The following is a 19,755-nucleotide window of genomic DNA, read 5'->3' as shown; positions in this document are numbered from 1 at the left end:
GATGTAGCAGTATATCCTTTCACCATGCTTTTTTTATAGAGAAAATAAAAAATTATTTAATTTGTTTTCTTTCAATAATATAAAAAAGTCGAATCTAGTAATTTATGATGGATAAATCTCATTTATAACAAGTTTTTATTGACTGTTCAACTTTTCTGAAAATTATCCACAGATAAAATTAAATACCCACAAAAAAACTTGCGAACATGCGTACTTATACACAAAGTGTGAATAACTTGTGGGTAACATGTGACTTATCTATATATAGTAGTGTCTTTTTCACACAGCAATGTGCATAACTTTGATTTTAAATGTGGATAATGTGGAAAACTATGTTGATATGTTGATATTACTAGATTTATATTGTGAATAAAATTGTGGAGAAATTTGTTGAAATTTGGCGTATTGACCTATATATATGATTATTATGTAGATTGGATGATAGAAAGGGTTAATATTATACAATAGCAATACAAAATATAAGTTTTTGGAGAAACAAGCTTTTCGTCTGCCTCTAAAAAAAGAGTGCCCATATGTTGATGGACACTCCAAAATTATAGCTGTTCGAGCTCTTCGTTTAGTTCAAGCCATTCCATTTCAAATGTTTCATGCTGTTCTTTCAAATCATTCAGCTCAGATTGAATCGATAATGTCTTTTCATGATCTGAAAAAATGGCAGGATCACAAAGTTGTTCTTCAAAGACGGCGATTTTTTCATCTAAAGCCCCCATCCGCTTTTCAATATCTTCAATAGCACGACGAATTTGACGTTCTCTTTTTTTCGCGTCCTTATCAATCATCGATGTAGACTTTGTTTGAACGGTCGATTCAGTCGTATTTTTTTCAATGGCTGCTGCTTTCATTGCAGCTAATTCTTCAAGTTCCTCTTTCTTTTCAACATAATAATCATAGTCACCTAAATATTCGAACGAACCCGTGCTTGATAGTTCAACAACTTTAGTGGCAATACGATTAATGAAATAACGGTCATGTGAAACGAATAGCAATGTTCCAGGATAATCAATTAAAGCATTTTCCAATATTTCTTTACTATCCAAGTCTAAATGGTTCGTCGGCTCATCAAGTACTAGGAAATTTGATTTTTGCATCATTAATTTTGCAAGTGCAAGACGTGCTTTTTCTCCACCAGATAGGGAGCTCACTGTTTTTGATACATCATCCCCGCTAAAAAGGAAGCGGCCTAAGATGTTGCGGATATCCTTTTCATTTAATAACGGCCATTCATCCCAAAGTTCATTAAGAACAGGTTTATTTGAATGAAGTTTCGCCTGTTCCTGGTCATAGTAGCCAATTTGCACATTCGTACCGTAACGGATATCTCCGGCAAGTGCCTCGATATCTTGAACGATTGTTTTCAATAAAGTAGATTTCCCAACACCGTTTGGACCGACAAGTGCAATACGGTCTTCTCTAAAGACACGCATTCCAATATTTTCGGAAATCGCCTTGTTCGTGAACCCAATTGTTAAATCATCCACCGACAGTACATCATTTCCGCTTTGGCGCTCAATTGTAAAGCCGAAGTTGGCACTTTTTTCATCGCCATCAGGAGATTCCATCCAACTAGTCTTTTCCAACACTTTGCGACGTGACTGTGCCATCTTTGTAGTTGAAGCCCGGGCAAGGTTTTTTTGAATAAAAGTTTCGAGCTTGGCTTTTTCATCCATTTGACGTTCATACATTTTTAAATCACGTTCATAGTTCTTCGCCTTTTCATCTAGATAAGCACTGTAGTTCCCTGCATATTTCGACACTTTTGTTCTGGATACTTCATAAACGATCGACACGACCTGATCTAGGAAATAACGGTCATGTGAGACGATTAAAATAGCTCCATCATAACCTTTTAAATAGCCTTCCAGCCATGATAGTGTTTCAATATCAAGATGGTTGGTCGGCTCATCTAAAATAAGGAGGTCGGGCTTTGATAAAAGAAGCTTTGCGAGAGCCAGTCGTGTCCGTTGTCCCCCGGATAGAGAACGAATCGGCTTTTGATAATCTTCAGGGAAAAATTGCATACCATGCAAAACAGAACGGGTATCGGCTTCATACTGATAACCGCCTGCATCTTTGAAATCATGCTGCAACTGGTCATACTCTGCCATGATACGTGCATATTGTTCGCTATCTTCATAAATGGCAGGATCGGCCATTTGCTGTTCAAGTTGACGCAGCGTTTGTTCCTGGTTTTGCAAGTTTGCAAAAATTGTCATCATTTCGTCCCAAATTGAAAGTTCAGAGTCGATACCTGCATGCTGCTCCAAATAGCCGACTTGAATATCTTTTGGAATAATAATTTCACCAGAGTCGTAGCTCATTTGTCCGGCAATTATTTTTAATAATGTGGACTTGCCGGCACCGTTTCGCCCTACTAATGCCACACGATCACGGTGCTGAACTTCTAATTTTACACCGCTTAATATTTCATCTGTAATAAAGGATTTATATAATTGATTTACTTGTAAGACAATCATTGTTTACACCTCAGTTTCTCCTATTTAGTTTAATGGATGGGAACATTGTACGCAACGATGGATACTTTACTTGTCGCTCCTTGTTTAGTAAGATTAACTTGCTTCTGCACAAAGAGTGGAGTTTATGTTAAGCGTGCCATATCGCTTGGCGACAACTACTTGATCAAATCGAGCAGGTCATCTCGACACGTTATACAGAGGCATTACTTGAAAAAGATTTCCCAATGTACATAGGAGGAGAATGTGTGAAACAAGAAGTAAAAATTCCACAAGCAACAACAAAAAGACTTCCTCTTTATTATCGATTTTTGAAAAACTTCGCAACTGAAGGTAAAAAGCGTATTTCTTCACAGGAATTAAGTGATGCGATGAAAATAGATTCTGCTACGATTCGACGTGACTTTTCTTACTTTGGGGCACTCGGTAAAAAGGGGTATGGATATGATGTCCAGTACTTACTGGAGTTTTTCCGACAAACTTTAGACCAGGACGAGGTAATGAATGTTGCATTAATAGGAGTCGGGAATCTGGGGAATGGCTTACTAAAGTATAACTTCCAAAAAAATCACAACACGCGTATCGTTGTTGCATTTGATTCGAAAGCACCGATGGAAGGAACGACGATAAGTGATATTCCAGTATTCCATCCAGATCGTTTGGAGGAAATGTATGAGGAATTTGGCGCGGAGTTAGCAATATTAACGGTTTCTTCCCGCTCAGCACAAATGATGACAGACCGACTCGTTAAAATAAATGCAAAAGGTATATTAAATTTCACACCAGTACGATTATCTGTTCCTGACACGATTAAAGTGATGAACATAGATCTATCGGTAGAATTACAGGCACTTACGTATTTAGTACGAAACTCAGGTAAGTAACAAAATGTTCATTACTATAAATAGCAAATTCTAGTTAATTAATGTAAAATATACATAATAATAGAGGAGGTGGCTATAGTGATTGTACATTTAAATGCGATTACACCTGTGAGCCTAATAATCATTGGACTGATTGCTTTGCTAATATTCGGTCCCAAAAAATTGCCATCATTAGGTCGTGCAATGGGGACAACTTTACGTGAATTCCGTAGCGCTACGAAAGGCTTGACGGACGACGACGACGATTTTGATACAAAGAAAAAAGTGATTGAACATAAAGAGAACGAAAAAAACGAAGTTAAGTAAAATAAGGATGTATTGCTATGAATTCAAGAGAATTAACCGTAGTTGAACATATGGAAGAGCTTAGAAAGCGCTTATTTTTCGTGGCGATTTTCTTCGTGATGGCTCTTTTCGTCGGATTCTATACGGCGAAACCACTTATTCGATACATTCAACGCAGCGATTTAGCTGCCAGTTTTTCGATGAATGCATTTAGTCCGGCAGATCCTTTAACCGTGTATTTACAAGTTACATTTATTGTAGCTGCCGTTATTGTATCGCCAATACTGCTATACCAGCTATGGGCTTTTATAACACCTGGTTTGCATGAGGCTGAACGTAAGGCAACATTGAAATATATTCCGTATGCTTTTGCACTGTGTATAGGGGGAATAGCCTTTGCTTATTTTGTGTTATTTCCATTTATTATGCGCTTTATGACGGATTTATCCAATGATTTGAATATTACGCAAACAATCGGTATTAATGAATTCTTCTCATTTTTAATTAAGTTAATAGTGCCTTTTGCGGTGCTGTTTCAATTGCCTGTTGTAACACTGTTTCTTTCACGTCTCGGAATTATTAATCCGAAACTCATGGTGAAATTCCGAAAATATGCGTATTTTGTATTAATCGTGATTTCGGTATTGCTCGCGCCGCCTGATTTAGTATCGAATATCATTATTGCAATACCACTATTTATTTTATATGAAGTAAGTATTGTCATTGCACGTCTTGGTTATCGAAAATATGAAGTGGCAGAAAAAGAGCGAATTTTAGCAGAAGAGGAACGAGAGCGTGAGCTGCAGGTAGAAGAGCTACTCGAAATGCAGCGTCGGCAAATGGAGCAGATGAATAACAGTTAATGGTAACGCTATCGAATTTGGTAGCGTTTTTTTTAGTTTCCTTTTAAAGAAGGTTATCTAAAAAACCCGCTATGTAAAATAGCGGGTAAAAGTTATATTTGAAACTTATCGGCATTCATTTGGATAAATGTGACGAAACCATTTAATAGAATATGCGCGATAATCGGTGTGAGAAGGCGCTTTGTTTTATGATATAAAAATGCGAAGATCATACCGCAAATTGTATACAGTAAAATATGCGTAAAATCCATATGAATCGCAGCAAATACAATAGCACTAATAATGCTCGCAATCCAGAAATTATAGTTTTGTATAATTGAACCGAAAATTACACGACGGAATACAAGCTCTTCCAAGATTGGTCCTAATAAGACAGTCGCAATAATCATAATCGGCGCTACCTTTGTGACACTCATAATGGCTTCGGTATTTTCCGAGCCCATATCAATTCCTAAAGCAAGCTCAATGTATGCGCCGATTGTCTGCCCTAAAAAGACAAGGAAGAAACCGATGATACCCCACCCAATAGAAGCACCAATTGATGCCTTTTCCCCTTTAAATACATCCCAAAATTGCTTATTTCGGGAGATTAATATAAAACTCACAATAAAAGCAACCGCAAATGAAATAGTTGACCACCAAGCAGATAATTTTATAAGTTGATCCTGCTCAGACATACCAGAAAATAGTTGTAAAAGGGAATCTTTTAAGCCTGGGATGAATATAAGTAATAAGACTGATAACTGACAGATGATATAAGTTATTAACACATAGAATGCGGTCTTCTGCGTTTTGAACTTATCTGATGAACGGGAAGTCACGGATGAAAAACCTTCTTTCTCTTACTGACTAGTAGAATTACACATCCCAAAAAAGTATGTGGAATGCTGTACCTTCTATTATAGAGTTTAATATGGGCTATTATGATAGCCCACTGTTATACATTTAACATTATTGTAGAGGAATTTGCCAATAAATCAAAATTTTTTAGTGCACATACTTGCAAAAAAATATGGAATTCATTAAACTAATAAATGTGTTAGCACTCGACAAACGAGAGTGCTAAAAATAGAAAATTTCTTAGGAGGTTGTTTCAATTGTTAAGACCATTAGGAGATCGCATCATTATCGAACTTGTTGAGGTAGAGGAAAAAACTGCATTTGGTATTGTTTTACCCGACTCAGCAAAAGAAAAACCACAAACTGGTAAAGTAGTGGCAGTAGGTACAGGTCGTGTTCTTGACAACGGCACTCGTCTTGAGCTTGACGTAAAAGAAGGCGACGAAATTATCTTCTCTAAATTCTCTGGTACGGAAGTGAAGTACGACGGCGTAGAATATTTAATCCTGCGTGAGAGCGATGTACTTGCAATTGTCGGATAATTACAAAATCAAAAGAAAATTGCAGCTAGTTATACATACTAAGCTTTGCTAGCTGCACATCTTCATAAACAATAAATCAAAAAAATAGATCGTAAAATTTAGGAGGAAAATGAATTATGGCAAAAGATATTAAGTTTTCAGAAGAAGCACGTTCATTAATGGCATCTGGTGTAGATAAATTAGCTAACGCTGTAAAAGTAACTTTAGGACCTAAAGGACGTAACGTTGTTTTAGAGAAAAAATTCGGTTCTCCACTTATTACAAATGACGGTGTATCCATCGCAAAAGAAATTGAGTTAGAAAACGCATATGAAAATATGGGTGCAAAATTAGTAGCGGAAGTAGCTTCTAAAACGAATGAAATCGCAGGTGATGGTACAACAACTGCAACAGTACTGGCACAAGCTATGATTCGTGAAGGACTTAAAAACGTAACAGCTGGTGCTAACCCAGTAGGTATTCGTAAAGGTATGGATAAAGCGGTTGCTGCTGCATTAACAGAGCTTCAGGCAATTGCACGTCCAGTTGAAAATAAAGAATCTATCGCACAAGTAGCGGCAATTTCTTCGGCTGATGAAGAAATCGGTCAATACATTGCGGATGCGATGGAGCGCGTAGGAAACGACGGCGTTATTACAATTGAAGAATCAAAAGGCTTTACAACAGAATTAGATGTAGTAGAAGGTATGCAATTTGACCGTGGTTATGCATCACACTATATGGTAACAGATACGGATAAGATGGAAGCAGTACTTGATAATCCATTCGTTTTAATTACAGACAAAAAAATCTCAAACATTCAGGAGATTTTACCAGTATTAGAACAAGTGGTTCAACAAGGTCGCCCAATCTTAATTATTGCTGAAGATGTTGAAGGTGAAGCACTTGCAACATTGGTAGTAAATAAATTACGTGGTACATTCAACGCTGTAGCAGTAAAAGCTCCAGGTTTCGGTGACCGTCGTAAAGCAATGTTAGAGGATATTGCTGTATTAACTGGGGGTCAAGTAATTACACAAGATCTTGGCTTAGATTTAAAATCAGCTGATTTATCAACTTTAGGTCGTGCTGCTAAAGTTATCGTATCAAAAGATAACACAACAATCGTTGAAGGTGCTGGTAACACTGATGCAGTAGCTGGTCGTGTAAACCAAATCCGTGCGCAACTTGCTGAAACAACTTCTGAATTTGATAAAGAAAAACTACAAGAGCGCTTAGCGAAGTTAGCTGGCGGTGTTGCAGTTATTAAAGTTGGTGCTGCAACAGAAACAGAATTAAAAGAGCGCAAATTACGTATTGAAGACGCATTGAACTCAACTCGTGCAGCAGTAGAAGAAGGTATCGTATCAGGTGGTGGTACAGCACTTCTAAATGTTTATGCGGCAGTTGAAAGAGTATTGGATCAAGTAGAAGGCGATGTAGCAACAGGTGTACGTATTATTTTACGTGCTTTAGAAGAACCAGTTCGTCAAATTGCTGAAAACGCTGGTTTAGAAGGTTCAATTATCGTTGACCGTTTAAAACGTGAAGAAGTAGGTATTGGCTTCAATGCGGCAACAGGCGAGTGGGTAAACATGGTTGATGCAGGCGTAGTTGACCCAGCGAAAGTTACACGTTCAGCATTACAAAACGCAGCTTCTGTAGCTTCACTGTTCTTAACAACAGAAGCAGTAGTTGCAGATATTCCAGAACCAGCAGGCAGCGGTATGCCGGACATGGGTGGCATGGGTATGCCAGGAATGATGTAATCCGATAAGTATCCGAATTATTTATAAAAATCGATTGTTTTGTTCTTTGCAAAGCAATCGATTTTTTATTGTTTTGTATTTTAATAATCGATAAATTATAATATAGAAATGTTCCAAAATAAGGGGGAATTGGATGAAAAAGTTTTCGGTTTTACTGGCACTTGTGCTCGTTTTACAACTCGTTTTACCATTCACGAATATAGTGCAGGCAGAAGATGAAAGTAAGTCATTTCATTATGTAGCGCTTGGTGACTCACTGGCAGCGGGAATGAATGAAAACGGTGAAATTGGTTTTGGTTATGCCGACTTACTTGCTAAACAGTACCAAGATCAGAAAAGCCAAATTGTATTCAATAAAGGTTTTTCTTATCCAGGCTATACAACAGTCGACGTTTTAAAGGGTATTGAAAAAAATGTCACTAAACCTATTTACGATTTAAATGGTGTTTCGGAAAAATCAGTAGCAATCCAGGAAGCGATTCATCAGGCAGACCTGATTACATTAAGTGTTGGAGCAAATGATATTTTAAAGAATGTAAATCGCTCTGAAACGGGTGAGTTTAGTTTTGATACAGCAGGTGTTATTAAGAGCATTCAGGATGTTGCGGTAAACTATAAAAAGATTTTCGACAACATTTATAAAATTAATCCTGAAGTTGATATGATCGTCATGGGACTTTACAATCCGTTTCCTTATATTGAAGATCCGGCAATTCAGAAACAGCTAAACATGCTAGTAACGAATTTGAATAATTCAATGAAGCGTATTGTAGAAGATAATGGTGGTATATTTACTGAAGTGGCAGCACAGATTGCAACGGACGTAAAAACGTATTTACCGAACCCTAAAAATATTCATTTAAGTGAAGCAGGTTATCAAGTCGTTGCGGATGCGATGATGAAGGATTATTTGAATGCCTTGTTTAAAGAAACAGAAGAAGATACAACAGATAGCGAGATTGTAAAAGCGCCATTTACTGATATTCAAAACCATTGGGGCAAAGATTATATTGATGTTGTCTATGCAAAGGGTATTATGAATGGGTATGAGGATGGTACCTTTAAGCCGAATGCCAATATGACGCGTGCTCAAGTAATATCTGTCATTTCACAGGCCTTTGGATTAACTGCAAAAAATAAAGCACCTTTTAATGATATTAGTCATTATGCACAGCAAACTCAAAATGGGATTGCCGCTGCATATGAAGCGGGGCTAATTAAAGAAAACAACGGAAATTTTAATCCACAGGGCAAAATTACACGTTCACAGTTGGCATTAATTTTAATGCGTCTTTCAACTGTTCAAGCTGGGCAGCAATACGAACCGGCAAAACTGGCGCCTTTCCAAGATATAGCGAACTATGATCGTGAAGCACAGTTAGCGATTACTTTTTTATATGATACGGGCGTAGTGCAGGGAACAAGTGTAACAACATTTTCACCTAAAGGCAATGTCACACGTGCTCAAATAGCGAAAATTTTAGTGCTGGCAATAAATAAACAATAAAAAACAAGCGTTAAATGGACGGGGATCCATTTAACGCTCGTTTTTTGCTGACGAGTAAACAAAAGCAAACTCGTCTATATCATTGCAAAAACGGGGATTTTTGCAAGGGGACACAATGTCAATTATCAGCTAAAGTGGTGATAATTATTCTTTCCACTTTAACCCTTCAAAGAAACGGTAAATTTCTTCAAACACTAATTCACGTTCTTTACCTAATGTTAATATATGTCCGGAATTAATGAAAGTTTTAACTGATTTAATTCGTGAATTTACTGAACTATAAATTAGATCTGCACTTTCACAATAATATTCATCATCTTCCAAGCCACGTAAAATGTGGACCGGAGTGTTGATAACATTTAGTTTTTCACTTGTTTCATTAATCATATTTTGTAAATAGTTTAATGAAGGCATTTTCACAAGTTCCGCAATTTTATTACGGCTATCAACTGATTCATCATAAGTGCCCGATAACTTTTTATAGTTAATAGCATAGTCAATAATCCGATTTTGTAAACTATCTGTTGATTTGGCTGTTGCTGGAGCAGACATTGTGACAATCGCTTTAGTCGGACGTTCTTCGCCAAGCTTTAAAGAGAAGATGCCGCCTAGAGAAACACCTGCTACTGCAATTTCATCATAGCCACGATTACGCAATTCATCATAGCCTTCTATAACACTGTCCCACCATTCAGCGGGTTGAGATTGAATTAATAAGTCAGGGCCACCACCATGGCCTTTATATAATGGTGCATGTACTGTATAGTTACGATCCGCTAAATATTTTCCTAAACGTTTTACATCATTTGTATTGCCGGTAAAGCCATGCAGCAATAATACGGCACGTTTTCCGGATTCAATTGTAAAAGGTTTCGGCGCGATGAGTTTCATTGTCAATTAGACTCCTTTTTTTATGTCAATTTTACAAAACTTCAAAAAAACACTTGAAATTTAAAAATAATTTTGATATGAAAACCTGTTGTTATCGACTATTATAAAGAGTATAAACATATAAGTACAATTTATTATTTTTATTATATTGATGCAAAAAAGTTATGAATGATGTGAGGTATGTAAAATGGAGATTGAACAGCTTCAATATTTCAAAACCGTTGCTACAATGCAACATATGACACGTGCGGCAGAGGTTTTAGCCATTTCCCAACCGGCGTTAAGTAAATCGATTGCGAACATCGAACAACATTTAGGTGTACCGCTTTTTAACCGTGAAGGAAGATCGATTTATCTGAACCGTTTTGGCGAGCTTTTTCTGCAAAGTGTCAATGTCATTTTGGATGAATACGATCGGATTAAAGAAGAATTTGAAGATATTATCAAACCGGGTTCTGGAGAAGTGTCATTTGGCTTTATTCATACACTAGGTATGGAAATAGTGCCAGAACTGATTGCTTCAACGAGCGAGGCGTTTCCGAACATGCAGTTTTCTTTAACGCAGGCGACTTCGTTAAGCTTATTAAAGCGACTTGAAGAGGGGGCAATCGATTTATGTCTTTCGCAAAAAATAGAATCAAGGGTAATTGAAATAGAGACGGAAGAATTATTTGTGGAAGAGCTTTTTGTCATTGTCCCGACAACACATCCGTTAGCACAGCAAGATGCTGTTAAATATGATGAAGTGAAGAATGAACCGTTTATTGCGATTAAAAAGGGAAATTCGCTCCGTCAATTAGTGGATGAGCTGTTTTTAGAGCAGGGCATCGTGTTGAATACAACATTTGCTGCTGAAGAAATGCATACAGTAGCAGGATTTGTTGGTGCCGGAATGGGCATATCCGTAATTCCGAATATTAAAGGACTAGATCACTATAAAGTAAAACGTTTGAAGTTAGATCCGCCTTGCTACCGCTCCGTTTGTGTTTCATGGGCAAAAAATCGTTATTTGCCTCCAGCAGCATCTGAGTTTAAACAATATTTACTGCAGTATTTTCAGCAAAGAGAAGAGTGAACAATATGGAGCAAAGTCAATTTAGAATATGGCTTAAACAACATGAAATAGAGCATGAGGAAAAGTGGCTTGAGCAGTTTATCTCAGCATGTAATGGAGACGAACAGGCGATGGTTAATACTGCCTTATTATATAAAGAGTATGGGCAATATGACGAAATGTACGGATTGCTGTGTAAGGCGAGTGAGCAGCAGAACAGAGAAGCTATGTATGAACTGGGAAACTGCTATTTTGAGGAGCTTGGTGAAAAAGGGAGTGAGCAGCAGGCATTTTTACTTTATAAAAGTGCTGCACATTTAGGCCACCCTGATGCAATGAATAATTTAGCAGATATGTATTTGAACGGTGAGGGAACAGCAGTCGACGAGCAACAAGCGCTCAGCTGGTTTAAGATGGCTGCGCAATTCGGTATTGCTGAAGCAATGTTTACACTCGGGATCATGTATGAACAAGGATTGGGTACCGAATGTGATGAATCACAAGCCTTTGCTTACTATTCCCGAAGTGCAGAAAAGCAAGATGAAGAAGCAATGTACCGAATGGGTATGATTTATTTTTCAGGAGAGCTCGGTCAACAGCAAGATAATGAAAAAGCGTTGGAATGGTTTTTAAAAGCGAGCGGACAGTTTCATGTTGATGCAACATTTAATATCGGCTACTGCTATGAAAATGGTCATGGGGTAGCACGAAATAATGAAAAAGCAATCCATTACTATAAAAAAGCAAGCTTGCTGGGAGACATGGAAGCAACAAAAAAAGTAGTAAGCTACTACGAACAGAGGGATATAGCAGAAGCTGCTAAGTGGAAAGAAAAGCTAAAAGTTCTAAATAACGATATATATGAATAATAATGTAATAGATACTAAAAAGTTTTGATTTTCTATTTCCTTGTCATAAATTAGACCTATTTCATTGATAAATATAGGTTTAATTTTAAGGGAAAATAGGAAATATATTATAAGGGGAAAGTATTAAGAAGGGGGAATTTTTATGTATATGTTTGCAGTCCAACAATTCTCTTCTGATCATAATGAGGATAGTATTCAAAAACTACAACAAATGCTATTAGAACAGCGAGAGAATCTGACGACGCTATGTACAATTGTCGAATATTTAAAAAGCTATGTCCAAACTGGATTAGACCATAAAGATGTTATTAAATACAAACAAAAAATTCAAATGATGACTGATAAACAAAACAAACGTTACGATCAAATTGATGAGCTTATTAATACGAATATTTTGGAATTGAAAAAAGGTAAAACAACAGACAATTCCGCACTTGTATATGGAAAAGAAGTTCGGAAAATTGAATCTGGTGTTCGTACTTTAAAGCTATTTGCCAGCGACGCTGTAAATATGCTAGATCTTAACAAACATTTAGAAAACCGCAGCAATGAACGTATACGCTATTTTGATAAACGTTCTACATCTTTGGAAGCAGAAATAATTTCCCTGACAAAGCAACTTTCTTATAAGTAAAATAGAGGCCATCCTACCTGGGAATCTGTCGAGGTAGGGTGGCTTTTCTTATGGAGTTCTGAAAATTGTAATACCCAGCTGACCATATTTCGTATGAAAAAGTTTATACTATAAGAAGAGAAGCGAACGAAATAGGAGAGAATGGATATGAAAACAGTAGTAGTTGTAGGTGGAGGGATTACCGGGTTATGTACGATGCATTATCTGAAAAATAAAATGCATGAGCAAAACGTGGAAGCGCGGTTAATACTGATTGAAAAGAACGCATATTTAGGCGGAAAAATTCATTCCGAATACGATAAAGGATTTATTATGGAAACAGGGGCTGATTCAATTGTAGCACGCCATCCAGGGGTATTGGAGCTTGTTAAGGAGCTTAATTTTGAATCAGAGCTTGTCTATAACGAAACAGGTATTTCCTACATTCATACGAATAACGAGCTGCATGCTATTCCGGCAGGTTCGACATTCGGTATTCCGATGAGTGTAGAATCGCTCATGTCGAGTACGTTAATTTCAGAAGAAGGAAAGAAGAGGGCCCTTCAAGATTTAGAAATCCCGAATACTAAATTTACTAAAGAAAGCTCTATCGGTACGTTTTTAGAATATTTTTTAGGTGAAGAAATTGTTCGAAAGCAAATTGCTCCAGTATTGGCAGGAGTTTATTCAGGCGATTTATATCAATTAAGCCTGGCATCTACATTGCCGTATTTAGTGGATTATAAAAACAACTACGGATCGATTATTAAAGGCTTCGAGGCACATCGCGAGCAATTCGAAAAAGCTGCGAATAAGAAGTTTATTTCTTTCCGTCCGGGTTTATCAGCATTAATCAATCGTTTAGAAGAACAGCTGCCGGAAGTTGAATTCATGAGAAAGACAGTAACAAAGCAAATTCTAAAAAAAGGTGAGCAATATGAAGTCGTGCTGGAAGATGAAACAATATTGGCAGATATTGTTGTACTGGCCGTTCCAAATGAGACGGTACGTCATGTAATACAGGATGATTCATTAGAGGAACAGCTGAAAAAGTTCACGACGGCATCTACTTTAACGATGTATGTTGGCTTTGATGTACCGGACGATATATTACCGGCTGATGGTACCGGCTTTATCGTTTCGCATAATAGTGATTTAATTTGTAATGCATCGACATGGACGAGCCGTAAATGGAAGCATACGTCAGCAGAAGGCAATTTACTCGTTCGCTTGTTTTATAAAGATATTAATCCGCGCTATGAAGAGTTGGCAGCCATGTCAGATGAAGAACTGACAAAAGTTGCATTGGAAGACATTCGTCTCAGCTTAGGTGTTGAAGCGGATCCAACTGTCATTAATGTAACAAAGTGGATTGACCAAATGCCGCGCTATGATTTGGCGCATAATGAAGCCTTATCAAAAGTTATACAGCAACTGGCAACGGATTACCCGAATGTTCTATTAGCGGGATGTGCCTATTTCGGAGTAGGAATCGGTGCTTGTATTCAAAACGGCAAAAAAACAGCTGAACACATTATTAGTCGAATTATGTAAAGAAATACTTCATTCAGCTAAAGGGTATTGACGGACGTATTAGATAACGTTATGATTCATTTAAATATTTCAAAAATTCATATTATTTCTTATCAAGAGAAGTCGAGGGACTGGCCCGATGAAACTTCAGCAACCAACATTAAGTCAGGTGCTAAATCCAGTGGCGAATGCCAGAAGATGAGAAGGGATTAAGTCGATAACTACTATGCCTTCTTTTCTTTAATGAAAGAAGGCTTTTTTGTATCGTAAAAATACTGAAAATACTGTAAATGATGGAGTGAAGGCAATGGGTTTACTTGAAGAATTACAAACACGGGTTTTAACAGCCGACGGAGCAATCGGGACACTTCTTTATTCATATGGGTTGGATTATTGCCATGAAGAAATGAATATTGCCCGTCCTGATATTATAGAGAAAATTCATAGTGAATATATTGCGGCAGGTGCAGATATTATTCAGACCAATACATATGGAGCTAACCGCATTAAGCTTGCACGTTATGGTTATGAAAATCGTGTGAAGGAGTTTAATGAAGCAGCGTTAAAGATCGCAAAGCGGGCAGCTTCCCTGGATGGGCAATATGTTCTTGCAACGATCGGTGGTATTCGGGGAATTCGTAAAAGTGATGCAACATTAGATGAAATTTTAGCTGCGTTCCAAGAACAGGCGGAAGTATTACTAGCAGGTGAACCGGATGGATTTTTATTGGAAACGTATTACGATTTTGAAGAATTATCGCATTGTGTCCATCTATTACGTTCGATGACCGATTTGCCGATCATTGCTCAAATGACGATGCAGGAACCGGGTGTCCTTCAAAATTTAATGACGTTAAATGAAGCGTTTCAAGACTTGGAAAGGTTAGGTGCAGATATTGTTGGGAGTAACTGCCGATTAGGTCCTTTCCATACAATTCAGGCATTTGAAGGGGTTAATTTACCGAATAAAGCTTTTTTATCAGCTTATCCGAATGCATCATTATTGGACATTGAAGATGGTCGAGTAGTTTATGAGTCGGAAACCGATTATTTCGCACGTGCAGCAGTTGAACTCGTAAACCAAGGTGTCCGTTTAATTGGCGGATGCTGCGGGACGACACCGAAGCATATTGCAGCCGTAAAAAAACGTTTGGTGAATATGCAGCCAATTGAAACAAAAGAAGAAAAACACAGGTCTACACAATTTGTCCGAATTCCGGAGCCACGTAAACAGGAGCCGCTCCACGAAAAAGCAAAACGTGAACGTTCAGTTATAGTGGAACTGGATACGCCACGTCATCTGGAAATTGACGGATTTGTAGAAGGGGCAAAACAGTTATCTAAAGCAGGAGCCGATGTCATTATGATGGCTGATAACTCCCTTGCTTCACCGCGCATCAGTAATATCGCGATGGCTGCGATTTTAAAAGAGCAAGGAATTCGTTCATTGCCGCATTTGACGTGCCGTGACCGAAATTTAATTGGGCTTCAGTCACATTTAATGGGACTTGATGCACTGGAACTTCATGATATTCTTGTCGTGACAGGAGACCCGACAAAAGTAGGGGATTTCCCGGGGGCGACGAGCGTATATGATGTTTCATCAATGGAACTGATTTCTCTAATTAAGCAGTTAAATAAAGGTGGTTCTTTTACTGGGAAATCGCTGCGTAAACAGGCAAATTTCTCGGTAGCCGCTGCCTTTAATCCGAATGTTCGTGTATTGGACCGTGCTGTAGCCCGTTTAGAAAAGAAAATCGAGCATGGAGCAGATTACTTTATTTCACAGCCGGTTTATACGAAAGAAAAGATTATCGAAATCTATGAGGCGACGAAGCATTTGGAAACACCGATTTATATCGGGATTATGCCACTAACATCTTCACGCAGCGCGGAATTTTTACATCATGAAGTACCGGGCATTAAACTGTCCGATGAAGTACTTGCGCGCATGGCTGCCTGTGGGGATGACAAGGAAGCATCGACAGCAGAAGGAATCGCGATTGCTAAAGAGCTGCTCGATACAGCATGTGAATACTTTAACGGTATTTATTTAATTACACCGTTTTTACGCTATGATATGACGCTGGAATTAATGGACTATGTAAAACAATATGATGTGGAAAGTAAAGGAGTTCAGTCGAATGTATAATCACCCGATTCATGAGCAATTACAAAAAAGAATACTTATCATCGATGGTGCCATGGGGACAATGCTTCAGGCAGAAAACCTAACATATGAAGATTTTGGCGGAGAAGACTTAGACGGTTGTAATGAAAACCTGGTACTTACAAGACCTGATGTATTGGGTAAAATCCACCGTGAATATTTAGCTGCTGGCGCTGATATTATTTGTACCAATACGTTTGGCGGTACACCACTCGTATTGGATGAATACGACTTAGGTGACAAAGCGGTTGAAATTAATAAGCGGGCGGTTGAAATTGCACTAGAGGCTGCAAAAGAGTTTTCGACACCAGAATGGCCGCGCTTTGTCGCAGGTGCAATCGGACCTACTACAAAAACATTGTCGGTAACAGGCGGTATTACATTTGAAGAGTTGGAAGAAAACTTTTATATCCAGGCAAAAGCACTAATAGAAGCGGGAGCGGATTTGCTCTTAATGGAGACTTCCCAGGATATGCTCAATGTTAAAGCGGGAACGATTGCAATTCACCGTGCATTCGAAGAGCTTGGCAAAGAGCTGCCTGTCATGATTTCAGGGACTATTGAGCCAATGGGAACAACGCTTGCCGGGCAATCAATCGAAGCATTTTATATTTCTATTGAGCATATTAAGCCGTTGTCTGTCGGATTAAACTGTGCAACAGGTCCGGAATTTATGACCGATCATATCCGTTCATTGGCAGAGCTTTCGAATGGCTATATTAGCTGTTATCCGAATGCAGGTTTACCGGACGAAGAAGGCTGCTACCATGAAACGCCGGATTCATTATCGAAAAAACTGCAAGGCTTCGCAGAAAAAGGCTGGTTGAACATCGTCGGCGGCTGCTGTGGTACAACGCCAGCACATATCGCGGCGATCCGTGAAGCTGTAGATGGCTATAAACCGCGTGAGCCGAAAGATGTAACACACGGACATGTCGTATCAGGTATCGAACCATTGCAATATGATGAATCGATGCGTCCGTTATTTATCGGGGAGCGTACGAATGTAATCGGCTCTCGTAAATTTAAAAACCTGATTGTTGACGGGAAATTTGAAGAAGCAGCGGAAATTGCGCGTGCACAAGTGAAAAACGGGGCGCATGTCATCGATATTTGTTTAGCAAACCCTGACCGTGATGAAGTAGAAGATATGAAAAACTTCATGCAGGAAGTTGTGAAAAAAGTTAAAGTTCCGCTCGTGATTGACTCTACAGATGAAAAAGTAATGGAAGTCGCACTGAAGTTTTCGCAAGGGAAGGCCATTATTAACTCGATTAACTTGGAAGATGGAGAAGAACGTTTCGATGCTGTTATGCCACTAGTGAAAAAATATGGGGCTTCACTTGTTGTCGGTACGATTGATGAAACTGGAATGGCTATTACACGTGAGCAAAAGCTTGAAGTAGCGAAGCGTTCTTATAAGCTGTTAACAGAAAAATGGGGCATGTCAGCAGAAGACATTATCTTTGACCCGTTAATGTTCCCGGTAGGTACAGGTGACGAGCAATATATTGGTGCCGCTGAGGAAACAATCGAAGGAATTCGCCTCATTAAAGAACATTTACCTGGCTGCTTAACAGTGCTCGGTGTAAGTAATGTTTCGTTCGGCTTACCGCCAGTTGGGCGTGAAGTATTAAATGCGGTGTATTTATATCACTGTACACAAGCAGGCCTGGACTATGCGATTGTAAATACTGAAAAACTGGAGCGCTATGCATCGATTCCTGAAGAAGAAATCAAGCTGGCGAACGATTTAATCTTCAATACAAATGATGAAACACTCGCTGTATTTACTGACTTTTACCGTGATAAAAAGAAAGATGCAGTCGTAAAAGAATTACCGGCGACAGTGGAAGAACGTCTTGCGTATTACATATTGGAAGGTACGAAGGAAGGGTTAATTGAAGATTTAAATGCAGCACTCGAAAAGTTCGATACACCGCTTGATATTATTAATGGACCATTAATGGCAGGGATGGCGGAAGTCGGCAAGCTGTTTAACGAAAACCAGCTGATTGTGGCAGAAGTACTTCAAAGTGCCGGTGTCATGAAAGCAGCGGTCGCTCATCTAGAGCAGTTTATGGAGAAGGGCGATACGAGTGCCAATAAAGGGACAATGGTTTTGGCGACAGTAAAAGGCGATGTTCATGATATCGGGAAAAACCTGGTCGACATTATTTTAAGCAATAACGGCTATCGTGTTGTAGATTTAGGGATTAAAGTAACACCTGCACAGCTGATTGAAACAATTCGAAGAGAAAAACCCGACTTTATTGGATTGTCAGGTTTACTTGTAAAATCGGCTCAGCAAATGGTCATTACGGCACAAGACTTTAAAGAAGCCGGTATTGATATTCCGATATTAGTAGGAGGCGCGGCATTGTCACGTCGCTTTACTGAGACGAAAATTGCCGATCAGTATGATGGACCGGTAATCTATTCAAAAGATGCAATGCAAGGTTTAGAACAGGCGAATCGCTTAATGAATACTAACGAGCGTCATGTATTCATAGAAGAACTGCGCGATGCACGAGAAAAGCGTCTGGAATCAGATGCGAAACGTGCGGCACGTCCAGCGGTGGCGGTTCTCGAAAAGCCGGTACGAACAGTTGGGGATGCGGCGGTATGGAAGCCAAAAGATTTAGTGCCGCATATTAAACCGGATTATTCGGTAGCCCATTTACATCCGTATGTGAATATGCGTACATTGATCGGACACCATTTAGGGCTTAAAGGGAACTTGGAACAATTGCTTGCAGACCAAGATGAACGCGCGATTTTATTAACGGATTTAGTAAATGGTTATTTAACAAGCGGCGGATTAAGTGCTTCTGGAATGTATCAATTTTTCCCGGCGCAATCCGATGGCGATGATGTTGTCGTATACAGCCCGGACGATGCAAAAACTGAAATCAAACGCTTTACATTCCCTCGCCAGCAAGCAGCCCCATTTTTATGTTTGTCGGATTATTTAAAGCCGGTAGACAGCGGTGAAATGGACTATATTGCGTTAATGGTTGTTACAGCAGGTAAAGGGGTAAGTGAAAAAGCAAATGAACTGAAACAAGCAGGGAAGTTCTTGGAAAGCCATGCATTACAAGCGACTGCACTTGAACTTGCGGAAGGATTTGCGGAGCGTATCCACCAGGAAATCCGTGACCAGTGGGGCTTCCCGGATGCAACAGACTTTACGATGCGTGATCGATTTGCGGCAAAATACCAAGGGCAGCGATTCAGCTTTGGCTATCCGGCGTGTCCGAACCTGGAAGATCAGGAGAAGCTGTTCTCTTTATTAAAACCGGAAAAGATTGGCGTACATTTAACAGAAGGCTTTATGATGGAGCCGGAAGCAAGTGTATCAGCTATTGTATTTGCCCACCCGGATGCTCGTTATTTTAATGTATAATTGATTTAAAAATACCGCTTTACCTTATTTAGAGGTAAGGCGGTTTTGCGACCTTTAG

The 19,755-nt window shown here is 38.8% G+C and carries 15 protein-coding genes and 1 riboswitch; of the genes, 12 read left to right on the top strand and 3 right to left on the bottom strand.

The genetic code is table 11. The features are described from left to right. Positions 1 to 554: 554 nt before the first annotated feature. Complete coding sequence (locus MKY07_RS18050) at positions 555 to 2,495, bottom strand: ABC-F family ATP-binding cassette domain-containing protein (RefSeq protein WP_339263308.1); 1,941 nt, start codon at positions 2,493 to 2,495, stop codon at positions 555 to 557. A gap of 245 nt (positions 2,496 to 2,740) precedes the next feature. Here MKY07_RS18050 and MKY07_RS18045 point away from each other — a divergent pair, with 245 nt between their 5' ends. The 3 genes from MKY07_RS18045 (at position 2,741) to tatC (ending at position 4,524) form a co-directional block, all read left to right on the top strand. Beyond that, positions 2,741 to 3,376 carry a redox-sensing transcriptional repressor Rex gene (locus tag MKY07_RS18045; RefSeq protein WP_008408482.1) on the top strand — a complete coding sequence of 212 codons (636 nt, stop codon included), beginning with the start codon at positions 2,741 to 2,743 and terminating at the stop codon, positions 3,374 to 3,376. 78 nt (positions 3,377 to 3,454) lie between these two features. Next, positions 3,455 to 3,682 carry a twin-arginine translocase TatA/TatE family subunit gene (gene tatA, locus MKY07_RS18040; protein ID WP_008408483.1) on the top strand — a complete coding sequence of 76 codons (228 nt, stop codon included), beginning with the start codon at positions 3,455 to 3,457 and terminating at the stop codon, positions 3,680 to 3,682. A gap of 17 nt (positions 3,683 to 3,699) precedes the next feature. Continuing rightward, complete coding sequence (gene tatC, locus MKY07_RS18035; protein ID WP_065216311.1) at positions 3,700 to 4,524, top strand: twin-arginine translocase subunit TatC; 825 nt, start codon at positions 3,700 to 3,702, stop codon at positions 4,522 to 4,524. 92 nt (positions 4,525 to 4,616) lie between these two features. Here tatC and MKY07_RS18030 read toward each other — a convergent pair whose 3' ends face one another. Then, positions 4,617 to 5,345, bottom strand: coding sequence for a type II CAAX endopeptidase family protein (locus MKY07_RS18030; protein WP_008408485.1), 729 nt, complete (start codon positions 5,343 to 5,345; stop codon positions 4,617 to 4,619). A 276-nt stretch (positions 5,346 to 5,621) separates the two neighbouring features. Between MKY07_RS18030 and groES the strand changes: the two genes are divergently transcribed. From groES to MKY07_RS18015, 3 genes are all read left to right on the top strand, one after another. Then, positions 5,622 to 5,906, top strand: a complete 285-nt coding sequence (groES, locus tag MKY07_RS18025) for a co-chaperone GroES (RefSeq protein ID WP_008408486.1) — start codon at positions 5,622 to 5,624, stop codon at positions 5,904 to 5,906. Positions 5,907 to 6,022: 116 nt separating this feature from the next. Continuing rightward, entirely contained in the window at positions 6,023 to 7,654 is a 1,632-nt protein-coding gene (gene groL / locus MKY07_RS18020; protein WP_008408487.1) for a chaperonin GroEL, read from the top strand. Positions 7,655 to 7,787: 133 nt separating this feature from the next. Continuing rightward, positions 7,788 to 9,161, top strand: a complete 1,374-nt coding sequence (locus tag MKY07_RS18015; protein WP_339263307.1) for an S-layer homology domain-containing protein — start codon at positions 7,788 to 7,790, stop codon at positions 9,159 to 9,161. Positions 9,162 to 9,305: 144 nt separating this feature from the next. Here the strand turns inward: MKY07_RS18015 and MKY07_RS18010 are convergent, their stop codons facing one another. Continuing rightward, positions 9,306 to 10,052 (bottom strand): alpha/beta fold hydrolase, encoded by a 747-nt coding sequence (locus tag MKY07_RS18010; RefSeq protein ID WP_339263306.1) that lies wholly within the window; start codon positions 10,050 to 10,052, stop codon positions 9,306 to 9,308. Positions 10,053 to 10,239: 187 nt separating this feature from the next. Here MKY07_RS18010 and MKY07_RS18005 point away from each other — a divergent pair, with 187 nt between their 5' ends. The 6 genes from MKY07_RS18005 (at position 10,240) to metH (ending at position 19,697) form a co-directional block, all read left to right on the top strand. Beyond that, a complete protein-coding gene (locus tag MKY07_RS18005) occupies positions 10,240 to 11,127 on the top strand; it encodes a LysR family transcriptional regulator (RefSeq protein ID WP_008408490.1) in 888 nt (295 codons plus the stop codon). Between the two features lie 5 nt (positions 11,128 to 11,132). Continuing rightward, positions 11,133 to 11,975 carry a Sel1 repeat protein gene (locus MKY07_RS18000; RefSeq protein ID WP_008408491.1) on the top strand — a complete coding sequence of 281 codons (843 nt, stop codon included), beginning with the start codon at positions 11,133 to 11,135 and terminating at the stop codon, positions 11,973 to 11,975. Positions 11,976 to 12,117: 142 nt separating this feature from the next. Further along, the gene (locus tag MKY07_RS17995; RefSeq protein WP_014822552.1) at positions 12,118 to 12,609 is read left to right on the top strand and encodes a hypothetical protein; all 492 of its coding nucleotides are present in this window, start codon (positions 12,118 to 12,120) and stop codon (positions 12,607 to 12,609) included. Positions 12,610 to 12,756: 147 nt separating this feature from the next. Then, positions 12,757 to 14,142: a protoporphyrinogen oxidase gene (hemG, locus tag MKY07_RS17990; RefSeq protein ID WP_339263305.1), complete on the top strand. Its 1,386-nt coding sequence runs from the start codon at positions 12,757 to 12,759 to the stop codon at positions 14,140 to 14,142. Positions 14,143 to 14,228: 86 nt separating this feature from the next. Continuing rightward, positions 14,229 to 14,326: riboswitch (SAM riboswitch) on the top strand. 102 nt (positions 14,327 to 14,428) lie between these two features. Further along, on the top strand, positions 14,429 to 16,273 hold the full coding sequence (locus MKY07_RS17985) for a bifunctional homocysteine S-methyltransferase/methylenetetrahydrofolate reductase (RefSeq protein ID WP_339264669.1): 1,845 nt from the start codon (positions 14,429 to 14,431) through the stop codon (positions 16,271 to 16,273). After that, entirely contained in the window at positions 16,266 to 19,697 is a 3,432-nt protein-coding gene (gene metH / locus MKY07_RS17980) for a methionine synthase (RefSeq protein ID WP_339263304.1), read from the top strand. Before MKY07_RS17985 ends, metH begins: the two co-directional genes overlap by 8 nt. The last annotated feature ends 58 nt before the right edge of the window (positions 19,698 to 19,755 follow it).

The sequence above is a fragment of the Solibacillus sp. FSL W7-1472 genome, from assembly GCF_037969775.1.
GTDB lineage: Bacteria > Bacillota > Bacilli > Bacillales_A > Planococcaceae > Solibacillus > Solibacillus silvestris.
Note: the sequence above shows the minus strand (reverse complement) of the source record. Positions and strands in the feature narration are given on the sequence as shown.

Coding starts and splice junctions, on each gene's coding strand:
- MKY07_RS18050 (WP_339263308.1), bottom strand. CDS start 2,495: ATGATTGTCTTACAAGTAAATCAATTATATAAATCCTTTATTACAGAT.
- tatC (WP_065216311.1), top strand. CDS start 3,700: ATGAATTCAAGAGAATTAACCGTAGTTGAACATATGGAAGAGCTTAGA.
- groL (WP_008408487.1), top strand. CDS start 6,023: ATGGCAAAAGATATTAAGTTTTCAGAAGAAGCACGTTCATTAATGGCA.
- MKY07_RS18015 (WP_339263307.1), top strand. CDS start 7,788: ATGAAAAAGTTTTCGGTTTTACTGGCACTTGTGCTCGTTTTACAACTC.
- MKY07_RS18010 (WP_339263306.1), bottom strand. CDS start 10,052: ATGAAACTCATCGCGCCGAAACCTTTTACAATTGAATCCGGAAAACGT.
- MKY07_RS18005 (WP_008408490.1), top strand. CDS start 10,240: ATGGAGATTGAACAGCTTCAATATTTCAAAACCGTTGCTACAATGCAA.
- MKY07_RS18000 (WP_008408491.1), top strand. CDS start 11,133: ATGGAGCAAAGTCAATTTAGAATATGGCTTAAACAACATGAAATAGAG.
- MKY07_RS17995 (WP_014822552.1), top strand. CDS start 12,118: ATGTATATGTTTGCAGTCCAACAATTCTCTTCTGATCATAATGAGGAT.
- hemG (WP_339263305.1), top strand. CDS start 12,757: ATGAAAACAGTAGTAGTTGTAGGTGGAGGGATTACCGGGTTATGTACG.
- MKY07_RS17985 (WP_339264669.1), top strand. CDS start 14,429: ATGGGTTTACTTGAAGAATTACAAACACGGGTTTTAACAGCCGACGGA.
- metH (WP_339263304.1), top strand. CDS start 16,266: ATGTATAATCACCCGATTCATGAGCAATTACAAAAAAGAATACTTATC.